Annotated in this window: 13 protein-coding genes; 5 read left to right on the forward strand and 8 right to left on the reverse strand. The window is 40.6% G+C overall.

All coding sequences use genetic code 11. The features are described from left to right. Positions 1–717 precede the first annotated feature (717 nt). The 6 genes from QYZ87_05185 to QYZ87_05210 all read right to left on the reverse strand — a co-directional run bounded on the left by QYZ87_05185 (position 718) and on the right by QYZ87_05210 (position 8,877). Positions 718–2,535: a hypothetical protein gene (locus QYZ87_05185; GenBank protein MDN4753924.1), complete on the reverse strand. Its 1,818-nt coding sequence runs from the start codon at positions 2,533–2,535 to the stop codon at positions 718–720. 29 nt (positions 2,536–2,564) lie between these two features. Then, a complete protein-coding gene (locus tag QYZ87_05190) occupies positions 2,565–4,868 on the reverse strand; it encodes a hypothetical protein (protein ID MDN4753925.1) in 2,304 nt (767 codons plus the stop codon). Between the two features lie 21 nt (positions 4,869–4,889). Continuing rightward, positions 4,890–6,098, reverse strand: a complete 1,209-nt coding sequence (locus tag QYZ87_05195) for a fimbrillin family protein (protein ID MDN4753926.1) — start codon at positions 6,096–6,098, stop codon at positions 4,890–4,892. An 11-nt stretch (positions 6,099–6,109) separates the two neighbouring features. Continuing rightward, entirely contained in the window at positions 6,110–7,306 is a 1,197-nt protein-coding gene (locus tag QYZ87_05200; GenBank protein ID MDN4753927.1) for a C10 family peptidase, read from the reverse strand. A 44-nt stretch (positions 7,307–7,350) separates the two neighbouring features. Next, positions 7,351–8,256 (reverse strand): IS982 family transposase, encoded by a 906-nt coding sequence (locus tag QYZ87_05205; protein MDN4753928.1) that lies wholly within the window; start codon positions 8,254–8,256, stop codon positions 7,351–7,353. A gap of 147 nt (positions 8,257–8,403) precedes the next feature. Continuing rightward, a complete protein-coding gene (locus tag QYZ87_05210; GenBank protein MDN4753929.1) occupies positions 8,404–8,877 on the reverse strand; it encodes a Spi family protease inhibitor in 474 nt (157 codons plus the stop codon). A gap of 695 nt (positions 8,878–9,572) precedes the next feature. On the opposite strand from QYZ87_05210, the gene QYZ87_05215 reads away from it, so the two are divergent. The 5 genes from QYZ87_05215 to QYZ87_05235 are packed head-to-tail and all read left to right on the forward strand — an operon-like array spanning position 9,573 to position 17,317. Further along, a complete protein-coding gene (locus QYZ87_05215; GenBank protein ID MDN4753930.1) occupies positions 9,573–11,237 on the forward strand; it encodes a S41 family peptidase in 1,665 nt (554 codons plus the stop codon). An 8-nt stretch (positions 11,238–11,245) separates the two neighbouring features. Continuing rightward, positions 11,246–11,572 (forward strand): translation initiation factor, encoded by a 327-nt coding sequence (locus QYZ87_05220; protein MDN4753931.1) that lies wholly within the window; start codon positions 11,246–11,248, stop codon positions 11,570–11,572. Then, positions 11,569–14,895 carry a UvrD-helicase domain-containing protein gene (locus QYZ87_05225; protein MDN4753932.1) on the forward strand — a complete coding sequence of 1,109 codons (3,327 nt, stop codon included), beginning with the start codon at positions 11,569–11,571 and terminating at the stop codon, positions 14,893–14,895. The genes QYZ87_05220 and QYZ87_05225 overlap by 4 nt, the downstream gene beginning before the upstream one ends. Continuing rightward, positions 14,892–15,914 (forward strand): 23S rRNA (adenine(2503)-C(2))-methyltransferase RlmN, encoded by a 1,023-nt coding sequence (rlmN, locus tag QYZ87_05230; GenBank protein MDN4753933.1) that lies wholly within the window; start codon positions 14,892–14,894, stop codon positions 15,912–15,914. Before QYZ87_05225 ends, rlmN begins: the two co-directional genes overlap by 4 nt. Positions 15,915–15,940: 26 nt before the next feature. Continuing rightward, positions 15,941–17,317, forward strand: coding sequence for an MATE family efflux transporter (locus tag QYZ87_05235; protein ID MDN4753934.1), 1,377 nt, complete (start codon positions 15,941–15,943; stop codon positions 17,315–17,317). Between the two features lie 172 nt (positions 17,318–17,489). On the opposite strand, the gene QYZ87_05240 is transcribed toward QYZ87_05235, so the two are convergent. After that, complete coding sequence (locus QYZ87_05240) at positions 17,490–19,019, reverse strand: AMP-binding protein (protein MDN4753935.1); 1,530 nt, start codon at positions 19,017–19,019, stop codon at positions 17,490–17,492. A 92-nt stretch (positions 19,020–19,111) separates the two neighbouring features. Then, positions 19,112–19,930, reverse strand: a complete 819-nt coding sequence (locus tag QYZ87_05245) for an SDR family NAD(P)-dependent oxidoreductase (protein ID MDN4753936.1) — start codon at positions 19,928–19,930, stop codon at positions 19,112–19,114. Positions 19,931–20,361 lie beyond the last annotated feature (431 nt).

The raw sequence follows: 20,361 nt of genomic DNA on the forward strand, positions 1-20,361 counted from the left end.
TCTTCTCTCTTTCTGTGGACAAGATACGAAAAAATCAGTATTTTGCAAAACAAATTACTGAATATAAATAACGGCCACTTATTTTTAGCTTTTTATCAACGGATAATATAGTAGCCACATTAGTGTAATGACAACAAATAGAACGCTGATATAAAGGCAAATCAAATTTATTTCTACAACACAATATACATTAAACAGATCTATCCACATGAAAAACATTGCTTTTGTTTTCACACCTTTATTACTGAACAAAGACCAATAACAAAATGGAAATGCTCCTCATAGAAAAAGTTCATGATAAGGAGCAAAGATTCTTCCTATATAAAAGATATCTCCGTCCTATTAGGAGCATATTTTTTTCCTATAGGAAACTTTTCTCCTTCATATAACTAGAATATCACCTATTGAATTTATCGACAAACACCCCAATGGATATATTTTAGCATCAATAAAATGTGAATAAGAGTAATGATTAAAGAACTAAGAGCGGATACATCATGAAAAAGATATTAGCTCTCTAACTACCAATTCAGGGAATGTACCAAGATAAAAAACAAAAACTCATATCTAAAAAGAGAAAGACGGTGGATGACGTCCTACAACGTTCACACGATATATAATATTATATGTGTATCATCCTTTTATTGATAAAAAAAGAGAGCGAAATACTATTGAGTATTTCGCTCTCCTCTACTTTTGATAATTAGATTATCCTAATCACTTTACGTAGTTTTTTAATGGCCTAGACATACGTTGCTGTCCCATGCTTATAGATGAAGTGTTAGCTTCGGAAGCATTTTGATTCCCAGTAATAACAGTCCAACCTTTTGCTTTCGCTGCGGCATGATTAGCTCCTGCCACACCAGGGTTATCATAAACTTCGATGGTGTAGAACCACTCAGCATACTTCTGACCAGCTTTTTGAAGGCTGTTATACAGCTGATTTAGAGCTGCTGCACTTAGTTGGTTGCTATAAATATCAGCAATCCACAATGTTGTGAAACGTGGATAAGTCACCTGAGTCAGTTTATTCTCTGACAAGGAGAACCCTAATACATTGGTAGCTGCCGAGATATCAATCGTTGTTAAGTTATTACCTGTTAGGTATAGCTCTTGCAACCCTTCAGCTGTCTCTGGCATCTTAAAGGTATTTATGCCACAATGTTCAAATCCTACTCTTCTAAGCTTAGTATTGGCAGTAAGATCTACAGATCCAAGCTTACTTCCATAGACGAAAAGTTGGTCTAGTAAGTTATTCTCCGAAACATCAATTGATGTAAGCCCCTTCTCTGTATCATACATACCTTCTTTATTTGCAATACCAATGAAGGCAAAATCCACCACATCACCGTAGATGGTAATTTTCTTAGCCCCTAACTTATATTTATGAGCATTTTTAGCACTCATTTCATTCGCGAAATCAGTCACATATTCCCCAGCATCACGTTTTTGATTGTCATTAAGGTCAATCCAGACATTTCTTTCTGCTTGAGGGCTAGCGGCACCAATGACAAGAGGTATCATTTCGCCTATCTCCTGATTGGTAGTAAAGATAATTTTAGGTTGCTCAGCTGGTAATTCTTTTTCGATCGGTTGATCTTGCATTACTAGATTAGTACCATCCCAAGTAGCGTAAATGTTGTATGCTCTTCCTGCCTGCATTGCTGTAGGACGCTCTGATCGGGTGTTAGTAGAGACGATAGGCTGGCGAGTCTCTGCATTATAAGCAACTAAATTAACCGCTGGTGTAGTCTCTGAATTTGGTCTAAACCAAAAACCTACATACTGCACATCTCCTGGCTGAATATCCACACTTGGATAGACCACCCTTGTTAGGATATTTTCAGGAGCTTTGTCAAGATTCATAAGATCTACGTATGGCAGTTCATCATTACCATAAAATGGGTGAGACCCTTTCTGATAAAACTCAGGTGCTCCATCTATTGGACGAACAGCAAAGCCAGCCGTTTTCAAAGGTTTATCGCTTGTATTCTTAATCGTCACCACAGCCATGGCACCAAGGTGCTCAAATGTAGCATTCACTTCAGTATTCTTTAAGCTTACGCCTTCACTCTTGAACCATACTGGTACGGCACCATCACGATTAGCAGAGTTATTATTAAGCTCGTAAAGACCGTGTGCTCCGACGCCCACCAATATCTTGCCATCTCTTACCTTAACCTGCTCTGCAACAATACCGTATAGGTCAAATGGCATTTGTGGGTCAATGCCTTCAGGCAAAGTAACGTCAAACGAGCAGAACTCGCCTTTTGCATCCTTTATTTCTATTCCTTTTACAATCTTCAAAAAATCTTTTTGCTTGAAGACCACATTCATATCAAAGTTTCCCACCTCCCACTTAAAGAATACATTCTTAGAGTTGAGGTCTTTGATAATGGCACGATCCTCAGCATTTGGGCTTAGGTTTATGCTTAGTACATTTTGCTCATTGGGTATCCTATTTTCCTTAGTGCTACAAGCTACAAAGGAGAGGACACAGAGCATTAGTAATGTATATACAATATTCTTTTTCATTGAAATCTATCTTAGTTCTATGATTATACTTACCAATCTTCACCCTCCATAATAGGACGGCGAACCTTATTATCGGCTTTACTATTACGAGCATCAACGGTCCAGTTCTTACCAGTAGCAATATGGAAATTACCTGTACCAGTCCCTGGATTATTAGCAATCCAAAAACCACCCTTAGACTTTCCAGTACGATCTGGGAGAGCATCAATAATAGCATTTACTTGCTCTGAGGATAGCTCATTTTGTGTAACCTCTAAGTGAATTAGATCTGTCAATTTAGAGATATCTAATGTCTTAATTTTATTAGAGCTACAGATCAACTGTTTAATCTTAGTCAATGGGGTGAGGTCTAATGCCTCCATTTTATTACCCTCTATATTGAGATAAGTAAGTGCTGTATTATTAGAAAAATCAATTTGACCTGCCTCACAATTACCAATATCGAGGACCTTAAGCTTTGTCAAATTAGAAACATCTAGAGGCACAGCTTCGGTATAGAGTTTATTGCCATTTAGGTTAAGAACCTCTAGGTTAGGATGCCCCTTAGTTACGGCAGCGACCACGCCTGTGTTGGCTAAGTTAAGATACTTCAACTTATCATTATTGCCTCCAAAGTAAGCAAATGCATTACCCTGAATAAGGTTAATAGTAGTAATATCACCATAAAAGACTACATTATCATTAAGTGCTGTGTACTTGGATAGATTTCCAAAGACAGTTACCTTTTCGCCTTCATTCTTCTCTCCATCTCCATTAAGATCAATCCAGACATTTTCCCGACTTTCTTCAGGAGCATCGATAATGATATAAAAATCCTTAGACCCATACGATCCAAGACCAAGCATACCATAAGGCTGGCTTTCATCGACAATAAGCACGTCAAGAATCCATCCTTTCTTTATTGCGACCTTAGCATTACACCTATCTGCTCCAGGGTTACCGCTTATCTTAAGCGTCTTAGGAGACAAGATTGACTTTTCTATATTATTAATATCAGGCAGCTCTTCAAAAAGTGTATTTAGAGCCTCTTTGGACAATTCATTATCACGAAGGTCAATCTGAGTTACCGGTGCCACTGGACTTGAGTGAACCTCTGTAATACCCTGCTTAACAATCTCTATAGACTCAAAAGCCCCATAGAATGTAATCTTAGGATCCTTTACCGTAAGAGTAGCTGGACTAAAGTTTTTAGGAGCATTTTCATAATAAACATCCTTGACTCCATTATTATTGAGGTCAACCCATGCATCTGATCCGTAAGGAGTGTAAGTTTTCAATGTAATAGTTTTCCCTACTGGAATATTGGTAGTCACTGAAAAGAAAGCTTGAGGACGGACCTCATCTGTTTCAGGATCTATGCAGACAACTGCCTCTCCATCCCAATAGCCATACGCATGGTACACTTTACCCGCTTGCATGCCATAAGACTTCCCAGGAATCATCCCTTTTGATTGTATCGACTTATAGTCACCTTTTTTCACATAATCAAGGACTAGGTTTGGAATCGTAGCACCATCTCTTGGTAACATCCAAGAAATAACCGACTTCGTCTCATTAGGTTCAATATCAGGTTCCTGATACCAATCAGCCATAATTCTCTCTGTATTGGTTATCACTTCACCAGTAATGATATCATACTGATAATAAACTGACCCTCCTTGTGAACTATCATAGCCATCCATATAAGCCCATGACATTTTCGGTCCATAACTACTTACCTCTGAAATCGTCACTTTACCTTTAATCGTCTCGGCACTTTTATTCTCAAAGTGAACAATTGCATAGGCTCCTAAGTGTTCAAACTTCACTGACCTTTCAGTAATTGCTTCCTCAGATGGAACTAAACCTTTCACACGGAAATAAACAGGGGCATCAAACTTCTCTATATCATGATGCAAGAAAGCATTGGCACTAACCCTTGGATGACCATCAACCATCTTAATTCTTTTTTGATTAAGACCATTATAGCCTATAATATCTACAGGCTGAGTGGCATCTACATCATCAGGAAGGGTAATAGTCAGCTTAGCCACCTGTCCGTCCTCAGATAGTGAAGCAAAAGCGACATCTCCTAAATCATGAATTTTCTCTGCCTGTACGACAAAGAGACGAATTTTGTCTGTTGACTTGAATGAGGAAATCAATTCCAATGATCCCTCTTGCTCCTTAACCATGGCACGGGTCTCGGCATCCCACGAGGGTGCATATGTGGTTAGCGTAAGGGTACCATCGTACGCCTTTTGCTCTAACTCTTGCATATTTTCCCTCTGCTGAATACACCCTGCAATAGAGAGGAGCAGTAGAGAGACAACTAATGTATATATCTTTTTCATCGTTAAAATACTCTTCTAGGGTTATAGATTCTCACCTGGCACATCTGGGATAGACTTATCAGGATTATCTGCTTTCACTGTTACAACACAAGTCCCCTTCTTTCCATTTTTGGAGGAAGCTGTAATAGTTGCAGATCCAGCAGCGATGGCCTTAACAACAGCATTCTCTACTGTAGCTACAGCATCGTTAGAGCTTGCCCATGTTACGCTTTTGTCAGTTGCAGTCTCTGGCAACACATTATAAGCAAGCGTCATAGACTCCCCCACTTTCATTGTCGAAGTTTCGGGTGTAACAGTTACTTGGGTTACCTCTACCGTGATCTCACCATCATTGACATCGACGCCAGGAAGAGTTTCTCCCTCATTCCAATCTGAGATATTCGCTCCTGAGACTCGAAGCTGTACCTTGCCATCGGCTTTTACATAATTGATAGTTAACACATAACGATAGCCACTTAATGAAGTAAAAGTAGGAATTTTAGCCTCAAACACTTTTTCATCCACTTTTAGGGTCAACATCTTACCTTCGTACTTCTGAGGTGGCAAAATCATACTGCCTAACATTTTCCCCTCAGCACTTTTCTCAGTTAGAGTAATAGACGGGCTGTCCATAGTAGCACCTGTAGTTATACTTCCGTCTATAATAGACATTGTTCCATCCACTAGCACATCTTTTAGTGTTAGTACAGGGTTCACGACTTCGACACCATTAGTGTTAAGCTCCACTTGGATTGCTGTCAGCTGATGCTTGAATGTCATCTCCGCATTATACTTGCTAGAGCTAAGTTCTTTCGCATCATTAGCATAGAGCAGGTCAATCTTAGCATGATTGCTCTGATCACTATTATTAAAGCTGTATTTGAAGTCCTTAACATCGGCACTATATGGGTAATAAGCAACAACATCTACCGAGTTAACCTTGGGTAGCACGATCGGATTGGACTCATGCGTAAAGACCCCATTTCCAACTTTCGTGATAAACTTTATGTTACTATAATTATCGTAAAGGCTACTCTCTGAAAGTTCCTCACCAGAGGTATAGGTAAATAGTCCGATAGCATCACCTACTTCCCAAGCATTTCCTTGAGTACGAAGGCCCTCGATATTTGATGAAGAGACTCTTAACACGCCAGGCACTGGTGCGTCTATCTCATTATTCTTTTTTGAGCAAGCTGACATGAGCATCATAGATGCCATTAACAGTGCTGATATCTTATATATTCTTTTCATAATAATTCTGATTACTTGACATTAACGTAATAATCCTCAACTTCACCATTGATTAATACTTTGGTATTAGGGTCTTTAAGGTGTGCATTATAATTAATGACTCTCATGCGGTGTAGACCTTTCTTAACATCTGATTTAATTGAATAGCTACCACTCTGTAACTCACTATATTCACCAATTGGTGTGTCGTACATCATCTCAGAGTCTGCATCGAACTTACCATCGTCATTGAGGTCAATAAAAATCGCAATCTTTGGGAATACCTTATCAGCATTCTGCACATATTCGATAGTAAAGTCTAGGTTTTGTCCAGCGACTACGTCAATAGCCTTATCCAAATATGCCGAATATCCAGAACCTCTTGAGGTGGTTGCTAAGGTACCGAACTTAGTATAACGGATATAGAAATCTAGCACGTTAGGGACATAAACCTCATCATAGCTAACACCATTATCTAGTATAGCATGGTCCGTCTCTTCGTCATCTTGAATTAAATCATTATGGTCACCATCAATGCGAGCAGGTGGAGCAAAATTGATAATCATATCCTGATTTTTATTGAACCCACCTGATCCACCACCAGTACCAAGATCATCTGGATCTAATGCATTCAACTTAAACCAACCATTAGACTGTCCAGCCCAACCCCAATTTACGTGGAATAGGTCTGTAGAGTCATAACCGTCAAGAACGAAAGAGTGACCTCCTCCGGAACCAGTACCACCATATTGTACAGGACGGCGATTATCTAACTCTTTCTTAAGCATCTGAGTCCATGTAGCATCATCGAAATCACTTCTACGAACGTTTTGGACAGTCTTAGGATAACCATAATGACGATATAGAGCAGGAGGTACATCACCATGAATAGCACCACTACCGCCATTGTAAGCATAATCAAAATTCATATTAATTGAAACTGCCACACCATAACAAAGAATAGCGATATCCTCATTTGGTTCGGTCAAGGTCTCCTTAGGCATATGTTCCCAATCGAATGTATGATTAAAATCAAAGGATATCACTCCAAAGATCTTAGATCGATATGAATAATTTCCTATAGCTTTTTCTGGATACTCCCAATATCTCATGATTTGGGATGTCGCTGTTGCGACACAACCTATAGGTACTTGGGGATTAGGAGCAAGAGCATTATAATGTGGCATCTGATCCCACGCAATATCTCCTAACAATGGCTCTACTACCACTTCTCCAGCAGGATCCTTTGCTCTGAGATTAACGTGAGTTCGACCTAAGCGATAGCGATTTCGTTAGTTTTTTTGATAATTTCTAAATTCAGCTCTGGCTTCTTAGGCATTAGGTTGTATGCAATTAAACCACAGATGAGATTAACGACAAAGTTATTCACACTTCTATGTCTTGTATGTTCAATTTGACAGACGTTCTTTAGTAAGTCATTCACGGTTTCGATAATAGCTCTCTTTCGCAAAAGAATTTTATCGTAAAGGGACATAAGTGAATTCTTCATATTCTTCTTGATTTTTGTAATTATGTGTATATCATCAATGAAGAGTTTGTCAAATAGAGATTGAGAGATGTATCCTCTATCTCCTATTAATTTCCCAAAAAGCTTCTTTGTGAAGGCATCGTCCTTGAGTGGAGCCCTATCATCAACATTACCAGGAGTGATTTGATATTTGATAATCTCTCCCTTGTCATTGATGACTATATGTAGCTTAAAGCCATAAAACCATCCCATTGTACACTTTCCTTTTGCACCCCACCCCTTCATTGTTTTGTGACTCCTTTCTCGCTTAATATGACAAGCCCTTAACGGTGTAGAGTCAATGAAGGAGATGCCTGTACACTCCCCCAAACAGCACATATTGAGAAAAGCAATCAGTTTATAGGCTACCTTTTGTTGCAACTCCACGAAGCGATTATAGGAGACCGTTTCGGGAAAAAGAGAGTGACACTGTGTGCAAATGTACTTCAGATAGAAAGACTTCAAATCACGGTAATGAGAGTGGTGAAACATTATGAGAATGGTCATCACCTCACTGTCAGAAAGCTTAAACTTCCTATTTCTTCTTCTCTTTGTCTGACCAGTTTCCATAGAATGAGCCTTCATCACCTGATCAAACTTTTTGGAGAAATCATCTAGAATACAAAAAACTTCAACTATATTTGTGAACATAAAAGTGGTATTTTATTTGTTTATCTTATTGATTATCAGTTATAAAGATACAAATAATTTACCACTTTTCCTAATATAATCTCCTCTATTTTAAACTGTTAGAACATCTAACGACTAACAATATTATATCCTTTTCTTACATCGAACTCACGTGAGATTAAGATAAGATCTTAGTCTCTTTATCTTTTCGCTAGGTTGTACTCCACCTTTTCTTGCAATATTAATATCTCCAGAATATTGGTTTAGCAAATATCTAAGTCCATCTGGCAAATTATTAATATCTATACTACCCTCTTGAGAATATGCAAGAATTGGATAGGCTGTTTCAGTCCCAGAAACAATCACAAAACCGTTACTAGAGTTATTAAAAATGTAATAAGCTGGAAGATCCTTAGTTGTAGAAGATCTAAGTGCCTCAGCTGTTTCGGCCCCGACCAAAACTAATTCTCCGTCAGGGAAAAAGTTATCAGCGATCTGTTTCGCTTTTGACTGAGGGATAAAATACTCATCCATAATAACAGACTGTACTTCATCACTCTTTGTTCTCAGCTCTGGACCTGTTTGGTTAGTACAGGATATGAGCAAGAACAAACTGAAGATACCATAAATGGTTTTTCTCATAGTTGTTAATTTCTCGTGTTTGTGGTTAAAAATTCCTTTCTTATCTTGAATAGTGTCCAAATGTATAGATTATATCTCATGAAAAAAAATAAGAAATATCGTATAAATAAAAACAAAGTTCACAAATAATAAAAACATCCTATTTACCATAATTAATTACAGAAATTACAGATATAAATCAACTATATATTGCTATACAACAACTTTACGGAATATTCACAACATTAAGAAAGAAATAAGGAATGCTTTTTACATACAAATAGATAATTTACAGTGGATATTAACATTCAAATAACACATACTAGTTTTTAAAATATTTTAATATGTAATATCCAAAGAGACAATTGTAATGTCCACTTATCTAAATCCATTAGCAAATTGGTTCTTCACTTACTTATTCTTCCCTTTAATTTGATATATACCCTAAAACAGATATAGACAATAGGAATAAAAACCACCTCATAATAATATTCATAAAAAAGCTTTATTATATTCCTTAGACAGAAATAAAACCAATTCATTACTTAAAGTAGGAATAAACGCCTTAGATTAGAGATAAAAAAAGTTGATTTTTAATATATTAGGAATAGATCGGTTGTTTAGGTGCAAGAAAAAAACGAAATTTGCACTAATATAAATAGGTGTCCTCTTGATACCTCTAAGGATATAGATTAATAGAAACATACACTATAAATATGAAAAAAATTAGACCTATCGCTTTGCTGCTTTGTCTTATACTATTGCCAGCACTGACCTCAGCACAAAGTGACACGAATGGAAAGAGTCAATTGGATGTAAGACGAGCGGTGGATATATTCCGCACCGTGCTTATTGGAGCCAACAACTATTATGTTGATACCATCGATGTACAGAAAGTCACACAAGTAGGCATCAATGCAATGCTAGCTCAGTTAGACCCATATACTGAATACATGCCTGAAGTGGAGCGAGACAACTTTACGTTTATGACCACTGGACAATACGGAGGTATCGGAGCCTATATCCAATTAGTTGATAGCATAGTGTACGTGCAAGATCCTATGCCAGGATCTCCAGCCGAGCGTGCGGGACTTAAAATGGGCGACGCATTCTTAGAGATAAATGGTGAAAGTGTAGTTCCAGGGACCCCTGCTACGGTAAGTGGCAAACTGAAAGGCCCTATCGGAACAACCGTCAAGGTAAAGCTTAAAAAGCTTGGCATAGAGGAGCCGGTAGAAGTAACCATCACTCGTGACAACGTTAAGGTGGACCAGGTAGTTCATAGTGCTATTTATCGAGATAGCATTGGATTTATCAGGCTATCCTCTTTTACTGACAAAAGCTATGACAATGTCAAAGACGCATTTGACAACCTGAATAAAACAGGGAAACTCAAACGTCTTATACTAGACCTCCGTAGTAATACTGGAGGTGTTATGGATCAGGCAATCGACATTATCGGCATGTTCGTACCCAAAGGTACGAAAGTCCTCTACACTGAAGGGCGTATGCCAGAGACCTCCAAAGAATATTTCACAGAATCAGATCCAATCGCTCTTAATATGCCTCTTGCTGTTCTAATCAATGGCTCATCGGCGTCAGCCAGTGAGATCGTAGCAGGAGCTCTTCAAGACTTAGATAGGGCTGTACTCATCGGCAGTAAGAGTTTTGGTAAAGGTTTGGTCCAGACCACACTTCCAGCACCGAACGATGGGATACTTAAGGTGACCATTTCTCGGTACTTTATCCCAAGTGGTAGATGTATCCAGCAGCTCGATTACTCCCACAGAAATCCAGATGGTTCAGTAGCGGCTGTGCCTGATAGTCTCACAAAAGTATTCTATACAGCTAATGGTAGACCCGTTAGGGATGGCGGTGGAATTCGCCCTGATATTGAAGTAAAGGACGAGAGCCTATCTCTACTGGTATTCCAGCTAATGAACCAGGGAGAGATATTCCAATTTACTAACCAGCTATACATTGAGCGTCCAAACATTAATAACGTCGGTGACGTTAAGATCACAGACGAAGACTACGAACGATTTATTGCTTACCTAGAGGAGAAGAAATTCAAACCCTCAGAGATGAGTCTTCGTGCTCTAGACCAGCTAAAGGAGCTGGCGGAGTTTGAAGGATTTGAAGAACAGAGTAAAGAAGCTTTTGAAGCGTTACGAGCGACTCTGACCCCTAATCTCAGAAAAGATCTTGCTGCTAGCAAAGAACAAACCAAGAACATGATGCGTGGGCTCCTCGCTCAGCACTACTTTGGAGCTAAAGGGCAGTACCAAGTCACTCTAGAAAAAGATCCTACGGCTAATCTAGCATTGGACCTTCTACAAGATGATCAGAAGCTAATAGAAATTCTTTCAAAAAAAGAATAATAACGACTATGTCAAAGAAAAGAGCTGGGGGCTTAATATACTCCACTAATAGCGACTACATTGATAGCATCAACCAATCGGATGACGACATCATCACACCTCCTCCTGCACAACAACGCTTGAAAGTAAGGATGGAACGTAAGGGACGCGGTGGGAAGATGGTGACTCTTATCAATGGGTTCGAAGGAAAAGACGAAGACCTTACGGACCTAGGCAAGAGGCTTAAAGTCTCTTGTGGGGTGGGTGGCTCCGTAAAAGATGGAGAAATAATCATTCAGGGTAACTTAGTAGATAGAGTCAAAGACCTGCTTAGAGGATGGGGCTATAAGGTATGACCGTGAAAGGCACCGCAAAGAATCTAATCATATATAAGGCCTCTGCTGGGAGTGGTAAGACATTCACCCTTGTGAAGGAGTATATAGCTCTGCTATTAGGTGTGGGTGAAAAGTATCGCGAGCCGGAGAGGTTCCGACACATACTGATCGTCACCTTCACCAACAAAGCTACAGCAGAGCTACGTGAGCGTATTCTAGACGAGCTCTATAAAATGAGTATCGGGGAAGATAGTTCTATGCTCCAACAAATCATAGAGGAGCAACGCCATGATACCCCCACCCTAGACTACCAATCTCTTAAGTCTCGCTATCAAGACGGGGCTACTGAGTTGCTAAAAGAAATTTTAGGAGATTATACTTCTTTCAGAGTACAGACCATAGACTCCTTTTTTCAGGAGGTAGTAAAGAGCTTTGTATTTGAATTAAGCAGTGCTAAAGCAGGTGCCGAGATAGAACTAAGTAATACTGAAGCCATCAACACGTCTCTAGAGAAGCTTCTTCGGGAGCTGGACAAAGAAGATCCGATCTTCAAATGGGTACAAACCTTATACGATGAGGCTCTTAAGGAAGGTAATAGGTTCAATGTCCAGCAAAGTGCAGCTAGTGTAGCAGAGAAGCTACTATATTCTGAGTATGAACAAATCATCACAGAGAGTGATGAGTACACTCCAGAGAATATTGCAAGACAGAAAGTAGCCCTTAAAAGTATTATTACAGCGGCTGAAGAAGAAATTGGCGAAGTTTTGGAGAAGATTAGAAATCTCTTAGACAATGATATCCAACTAGCCGAAGATTCATATTATACTTTTCTGAAAAAGTTTTTCACTAATGAAGTCTCTGACTTCATTAAGGATTGTATTGATAGTGGCTATATTTTCCACAAAACGGTCCAATCTAAGGTGGAAAAAGGAGAGGATTTTGATCTATACAAAAAAAATCCTGCTTGCCCCGAGTCAAAAGATAAACTAGAGAAGGTCAAGCCAGAATTAATCCCTCTCCTCAAATTCTTTATAGATGTTGTTAATAAACATACAAGTAAGCATACCACCGCTAACATTCTTATCAAGCACCTCGACCTCATTCCTATCATGAGGGCACTAAAGAGTAAGCTAGAAGATTATCAAAATGATAATAACATACTACTAATCAGCGAGGTTAACGACTTGATGAAAGAGATCATTGCGGGCTCCAGTGTTCCTTTCATCTATGAAAAGGTTGGTGGGAAGATTAGTAACTATATGATTGATGAATTCCAAGACACCAATCATACACAGTGGGAAAACTTTCGTCCACTCCTAGAGGAATCCTTAGACAGTGGAGAAGGAAATAAGGATAGCTACCTCGTGGGGGATGTTAAGCAAAGCATCTACAGATGGCGTGGTGCAGATAGTTCCATCCTAAATAGTAAAGTGGGAGAGGATTTCAATCACAGAGTTGAAGAAAGATTATTAGGAACCAACTGGCGTAGCGATGGGAACATTATCAATTTCAATAACACTTTCTTCAATAACATCTACGACTTCGAATCTCATACAAGCATTAAAAGTGCTATGGATTCAGGAACACAAAAGAAAGTAGCTACTGTTTATAACGAGGGAGTAGAACAGAAAGTAGGTAAAAATGAGAGTACAGACCAAGGATATGTCAGTGTAGTACTTGCGGAGAAGGAGAAAAAAGGAGAACAAGAAGAGCTGGTTAAAGGAATAACCATCAAGCAAGCTGAGCGACTAAAGAGCTATATTGACGAGTGTATAGATAGTGGATACGAGCCCCGAGATATCGCCTTCCTTGTTAGAGATAATAAGGAGGCTGTAACGATTGCGGCGATGCTTGAGTCATTCTCAGTGGAGGCTTTAGATGGGACTTCACCTGACTCTCATCCAGAGACATATAAGTTTCTATCAAACGAAGCCCTCCTCATAAACCACTCGACGATTGTCCAAATCATCGTGGCGACGATACGTCACCAGGTACTGAAGGGAGCATACTCCACAGACGTCATTCTGGAGGTAATGCTGAAGAGGTTCTTTTACAATGAGCATACCCCTGTAGATGTACAGAGTATCAAAGATACCCTACTCCACTTACCTGCAGAGCAATACTCTATCCTAGAATTTTCTCTCCAAATCGTCACACAGCTAGGCGACATTCCGAATGAGGAAAAGATATATCTCAATGCCTTCCTAGATCTTGTGACAGAATTTATGGAGAAGAGGACCCCGACATACGTCCAATTCTGCATTTGGTGGGACAATATTAAGGATAAAAAGTATATAGAGATGGGGGATGCCGATCTGAATGCTATTCAGATTCTAACTATCCATAAGTCCAAAGGCCTTGAATTTCCGATTGTCATACTACCTTTTGCCGATTGGAAAATCAGTAAAAACTCAGGTTATGGCATCACGATCTGTAGCCGAGAAGACATTAAAGGCTTTGAATTACCTGGCGAGATTCCACTCTTCTCTCACTATATCGTCCCCGACACCACATCTCAAACTCACCTGAACTCCAATTTGGGCGGGCTGTATAAGCGTATTTATGAGGAAAATTATATGGATAATCTTAACCTCCTATACGTAGCATTTACTCGTGCTGTCAATCGATTATACGTTGTTTGCAATAAGGTTAGTTCTAAGGAACCATTTAATCTTGTTAGCGACATCATCCATAATAGGATAAATATAGAAGGGGCGGGCATTCCTAAAGTATATGGTGAAAAGAGTGACAAAGCATCTAAGCCAACAATGGCTCAAGTACCACCCATCACATTACAAAGATCCTTCGTTCCCAACTCCTTACTCAACACAGAGTCTGGGGTACGTGATTCAAAAAAGTATTCCGATGAATACACTGAAAAAGGGATTATGCTTCACGACGTCATGTCACGGTCTCTAGATACGAAAGACATCGAAAAAGCATTGAAAAGGCTAGTACTACAGCACGACATCAGTGAGGATGAGTACCTGGGACTACTAAATATAGCTCAAGAGAGTATTAAGGATAATCCAACTATACAAGATTGGTTTATGCTGGAGGATGAAAAACAAAAGATGCACCCCACCCTATGTCATCGTACCATCCTCAATGAAGCCATGCTATACAACAAAATGGAACGCAAAACACTCCGTCCCGATAGAGTTATCCTAGACCAATATGAGGATAACAAAAAGGAAGCCACTATAATTGATTATAAGTTCGGACAAAAAGACTCTAGATACCATCGACAAGTACTACGTTACATGAAGCACTTTCAGAACAGTGGATTTCAGACACGAGGGTATCTCTGGTACAATTTAACTGAGGTAGAGGAAATAAAATGATGAAAGAAGCACTACTAGGAAAAACCCTAGATGAATTACAGGAGCTAGTATCTAGAATGGCTGAGCCTCGGTTCAGAGGACGTCAAATAGCAGAATGGCTCTATCAGAAGGGAGCGACATCATTCGATGACATGACGAACCTCCCCAAGGTCCTACGCGAGAAACTAAATACGTTTTACTCCATAGGTAGGAGCAAGCCCGTCACCACTCAGACATCTATTGATGGCACTGAGAAGTACCTTTTTCAGACCATGGATGATCCAGAGGCACTCTTTGAGACCGTCTATATTCCTGATGGTAACAGAGCTACCATCTGCGTGAGTAGTCAGGTAGGATGTAAGATGGATTGCTACTTCTGTGCGACTGGCAAGATGGGATTTCATGCAAATCTCACCTCTGGCGATATTATCAATCAAGTCCTATCCATCCCCCACTCCGAAAGTCTATCCAACTTAGTATTTATGGGTATGGGAGAGCCACTTGATAACTACGAAGCAGTAGCCAAAACCATTGAAATCCTCACTGCCGATTATGGATTGGGATGGAGTCCAAAACGGATTACTGTCAGTACTATTGGGGTTCGTTCGGGGCTGAAAAGATTACTAAAAGAGACTAACGTACACCTAGCCATCAGCCTTCATAATCCATTTGGTGAGGAGCGACAGAAATTGATGCCGGTGGAAAAGGCATACCCTATCTCTAAAGTGATAGAAACTTTAGCAGACTACGACTTTTCAGGTCAGAGGAGACTGAGTTTTGAGTACATTATCTTTGGTGGGATGAATGACACTCAGAACCATGCAGATAAGCTGATCCAACTTTTACACCCACTGGATTGCAGGGTCAATCTCATTAGATACCATGCCATTCCGAATGTTCAGCTCAACTCTTCATTTGAGAGCCAAATCATTTGGTTTGAAAACTACCTCAATCGAAACGGTCTTCGCTGTACCATTCGTCGATCAAGAGGAGAAGATATCTCGGCTGCCTGCGGAATGCTAGCGGTCAAAAATCGATGATATAAAGTCTATAATTAGTGACATAAATGAGCAAGGCGAGAGAAGTAAAAAATCTCACTACAGGTCATATAGGCGGACATATCACACGCCTAGCAATCCCTATCCTAGGGACTTCCCTCCTACAGTTGCTTTACAGCTTTACCGATATGGCATGGCTGGGGCGACTGAGTGGAGAGTCTGTGGCGGCAGCAGGAGCGGCCTCAGTCTTCATATGGCTTGCAAATTCATTCTCTCTTGTCAATAAGGTAGGTTCGGAAGTAACGGTTGCTAACGCCATCGGGAGAGGAGAGCTAGATGACGCAGCTACCTATGCCAGTCACACCTCCACCATTGCCTTCATCATGGGGGTTGGCATGATGCTTATCTATGGGTTACTAGCAGGACCTCTCATTGGCTTTTACCAACTGGAACCTCATATCCATCAGATGGGTGTAGAGTACCTAAGAATTGCAGCTTTGGGGATGCCCCTAATCTTCATGATGGTCTCTTATACTGGCACTTACAATGCCTCAGGACACTCTAAGATACCCTTCATCATCAGCACGATTGGTCTAGTGCTGAATATGGTCCTGGATCCTATCTTCATCTTTCTCTTAGATCTCGGAATAAAGGGAGCCGCTTGTGCTACAGTACTTTCACAGGCCATCGGACTCACTCTCTTCCTCATACAGATATTAAAACGGGATAAACTACTGGGGGGGATTCAGATTTTCACTAAGTTACAAGGAAAGATCAGTAGCACTATACTGAAGCTAGGGATGCCGGTAGCGATTATGAATAGCCTTTTTGCTCTCATTAATATGGCTCTTGGACGAATCGCCTCACAATTTGGTGGTTACATCGGTGTGATGACCCTAACCACAGGTGGACAACTAGAGGGGATCTGCTGGAACACAGCACAAGGTTTTTCTACAGCCCTCAGCTCATTCGTCTCACAAAACTTTGGGGCAGGAAAGAGGGATAGGATAATATCCGCTTTCCGTTTTACACTCAAACTTGCCCTTGGGGTTGGTCTCTTTGGCTTCTTCTTTTACTTCTTTTGGGGAGAATCGCTCTTCCGTCTCATTGTCCCAGAGGAAGCGGCATACAAAGCAGGAGCCACCTACCTTAAGATACAAGCCATTGCCCAGATATTCTCAATGCTAGAGATCACATCACAGGGATTTTTCTACGGGATCCGACGCACCCTACCGCCATCACTTATCAGTATGGTAGGTAACCTCCTACGCATTCCATTCGCCCTGATACTACTGCCCATCTTTTCCGATATCATCGTCCTTTGGTGGATCATCAGTATCAGCTCTATTCTCAAAGGGGCGGTAGCATTCGCATGGTACTTTAGAGAACGTAAGCGACTTCGTCAGGAGATGTTGGCAGAAGCCATATCCACCAATAATCAATAGCATCAACCCTCTTATTTATCTAAGAAATAAAATTTACCATAATCTCCCCCAAATAGCATTTCAAGAAAGAGAAGGTGAATAATACCCGTGCTTGAAGCTCTAGTATAAACCTATCCTTTTATCTAAGAGGTGTATTCCCATCGATGAATAACATATGATAAGAAGTATACTATCACCTCTCCCAACGTCGTTTCCCAGTCTCTAAAAGATGTACCTTACCAAAATATATCCTATGAGGCATCTCATGACGTGCTATACGAGGGCGTAGCCACTCTCTAAGGTTCTTTTCACTAAGAGAATGATTAGGGTGAAGCTCTACCAGAGCCTCCAAGACTTGTCCCCATTGAGGATGAGGAATTGGTCGTACTTGTACGGTAAGAACAGCTGGATGTGCTGCTATAGTACGCTCCACCACATCAGGATAGAGGTTCTCCCCTCCACTGACGATCATTGAGTCGACACGCCCCTCATGAAAATAGTAGCCGAACTTATTACGGCACATTCTGTCCCCCGTTGATTGCCACCGATTGCGACGACCGTTCATCGCCCAACGAGATCGCACCCATAGCGTACCAATACCTTGATCATCGGGGCGTTCGATACGACAATACACCCCCGCAATAGGTTTGCCTAGAGTCGTTTGTTTGTTATTAGCAAGATCTACTGGAGTAGCAAGGAGAAAAAAGCCAGCCTCAGAAGTGCCATAAAGATTATACAGCACTTTTCCTAACAAACGCTCTGTGTCAGTAACAAGTTTACGCTCCAAGCGATCACCTCCGGATAAGATGCAACGGAGTGAGCGTAACTGTTCTGAGGCTCCATCCTCTTGAAGTAACCTTGCCAACATTACAGGCACCAAAGGCATTACCTGCACCTGGTACTTTTCAATTGTATGAAGGGCTTCCTCTGTATAAAAACGACGTGTGAGCACGACCATCTTACCCATCACCAACGAAGTAATCAAAGTGGCCAAGCCAAAGCCATGATACAAAGGTAGAGCGATATAAACACTCTTATAGCGATGGATACCGATCTGCCTAAGGAGAGCGACCAAAGGGGGTAAAAACTGTACGGCGGAGGGACGACGGGCAGCCTCATGGTAATGACCACTGGAGCCTCCCGAAAGGACTGTCATCTCAGCTCCTCTCCATATATATGGAAGAGAGATACTAGCTGTCAGTGCGGAATCTTGAAGTTCCTGAGATAGCTGCTCAGAATACACCACTCGTTCTCCTTTAAGAGACAATTCAAAACCCTCCATCAGTGATGAATCAATAATAAATAGATCATACCGATGCTTGGAAGCCAATAGCTGACCAAGTTTCTCTGCTCCCATATCTGTATTGAGCAAATGAGCGGCCACCCCTAGCCTAGAAAGTGCAGCGAGGATAAAAGGTACTAACGCATGATTACGACAGAGGAGAGCGACACGCATACCTCTACGAAGTCCATAATGTCTATAGAGCAGATAAGTAAGTGATTGAGCAGATCGGTACAGGGAGGAATACGTTATCTTCTCATCATTGGACACCAGAGCAAGCTGATTAGGATAACTCTTGGCGGAGAATCGAAGTAAAGCCATTAGAGTAACCCCTTCACGAAAAATACTCTCACCCCAATAAAAGATCCCTTTAGGGGTAATAAAACGGAGCTGCCATAAGGCTCGCCATAGAGAATATGTACTGGGTATAATCGATTTCATAGTTGAAATAATGATCTTGTGCGTTAATATGCTATGGAATTATCTTTAGACGAACCAATTTAACTAAATTAAAAATATCAGCTTCAAAAGAATTAGGGAAAGGATCGATAATAAGTACGTACCAAAGGAGAGCAGAGTCGTGCAAGAGGAGCCGTAACTCTTGCCCACCACGGAATATACGTACGCCTACGACTAATCGCTAAGCGACATAAGATTTGTGCCGCATCGTCAGCTGAATATGAGGGAAGATTACGATACAGCTCATTTGCTGCAGACATAGGCGTATCCACCAGAGGCATATAGGCAATACCGAGTGAACATCCTACATAACGAAGCTCTAATGCTGCAGTCTGGCACCAGATATCTGCCGCTCCCTTAGAAGCATGATAGGCACTCCATCGAGGGGCATATGGATAGAGTAAACTAACTGATGAAGTATATATGATAGCACCCTGCGTCTTGGAAAGCAACGGGATGAGGGCTAAAGATAGATGTACAACTGCTCTATAATTGAGGTCTATCGTACGATCAAAGTCATGTGCCCGATTGAGCGACTCCAAGAGTGAGCGACAAATAGACTTACCGGCATTGGCAAAAAAGTAATCGACCTGAGAAAGCCTCTGCGGTAGTTCCTCACAGAGATGTTTCAAAGCTATAGGATCACGTAAGTCCACTGCATAATACTCTGCAGAGCACCCTGCTTCGTGTGCTTCCTCGCAAAGCTTTCGCAAAGGCTCCTCTCGCCGAGCTATCAGCAACAGATTAGCACCAACGTTTATCAACTGTCTGGCCAAGGCTTCACCAATCCCAGAGGATGCACCCGTAACTATCACAATACGACCAGAAAAAAAATGGTGCAAACGTTTTTCCGAAAGCGTAGGTTTAGGATAAAGGATAGAAGACCATGTCATAATAATTTTTTTATAAAAAGGCAAGGTATAATTCATTGGCTCAACAAATCTACTACATTTTTAGTGTTCACCCTATCAGTCGTAGAAAATTGCTCCGTCATCAAAAACACGTATCTCTACAGAAGTTACATTAAAACCAACAGGAGTTATAAAAAGAAGGTACCGATACCTTCAAGATATTGTACCTATTTTAAAACATAATATCCTAAAAAAACAATCGAATATATATAACTAAATGGGGTATTCTTCTAATGGGTATAAAAAATCATCACCCCAACGTCCACAAGACGTTGAGGTGACCTGCAATCATCATTTAAAATCCCATAAGTATTTTGTCAGTAACTCAAAATGAGACTGACAATTGTGAGGGCTCTTGCCTACCCTCACTGCCGTCTAAGAAGAGGTGTAGTGAAAACACTTAGCACCTTTCC

The organism is Porphyromonadaceae bacterium W3.11, from assembly GCA_030434245.1.
GTDB lineage: Bacteria > Bacteroidota > Bacteroidia > Bacteroidales > Porphyromonadaceae > Porphyromonas_A.

Excerpts from the sequence above, each read along its gene's own strand:
- QYZ87_05185 (MDN4753924.1), bottom strand. The coding sequence starts at position 2,535 with ATGAAAAAGAATATTGTATATACATTACTAATGCTCTGTGTCCTCTCC.
- QYZ87_05190 (MDN4753925.1), bottom strand. The coding sequence starts at position 4,868 with ATGAAAAAGATATATACATTAGTTGTCTCTCTACTGCTCCTCTCTATT.
- QYZ87_05195 (MDN4753926.1), bottom strand. The coding sequence starts at position 6,098 with ATGAAAAGAATATATAAGATATCAGCACTGTTAATGGCATCTATGATG.
- QYZ87_05205 (MDN4753928.1), bottom strand. The coding sequence starts at position 8,256 with ATGTTCACAAATATAGTTGAAGTTTTTTGTATTCTAGATGATTTCTCC.
- QYZ87_05210 (MDN4753929.1), bottom strand. The coding sequence starts at position 8,877 with ATGAGAAAAACCATTTATGGTATCTTCAGTTTGTTCTTGCTCATATCC.
- QYZ87_05215 (MDN4753930.1), top strand. The coding sequence starts at position 9,573 with ATGAAAAAAATTAGACCTATCGCTTTGCTGCTTTGTCTTATACTATTG.
- QYZ87_05220 (MDN4753931.1), top strand. The coding sequence starts at position 11,246 with ATGTCAAAGAAAAGAGCTGGGGGCTTAATATACTCCACTAATAGCGAC.
- QYZ87_05225 (MDN4753932.1), top strand. The coding sequence starts at position 11,569 with ATGACCGTGAAAGGCACCGCAAAGAATCTAATCATATATAAGGCCTCT.
- rlmN (MDN4753933.1), top strand. The coding sequence starts at position 14,892 with ATGATGAAAGAAGCACTACTAGGAAAAACCCTAGATGAATTACAGGAG.
- QYZ87_05235 (MDN4753934.1), top strand. The coding sequence starts at position 15,941 with ATGAGCAAGGCGAGAGAAGTAAAAAATCTCACTACAGGTCATATAGGC.
- QYZ87_05240 (MDN4753935.1), bottom strand. The coding sequence starts at position 19,019 with ATGAAATCGATTATACCCAGTACATATTCTCTATGGCGAGCCTTATGG.
- QYZ87_05245 (MDN4753936.1), bottom strand. The coding sequence starts at position 19,930 with ATGACATGGTCTTCTATCCTTTATCCTAAACCTACGCTTTCGGAAAAA.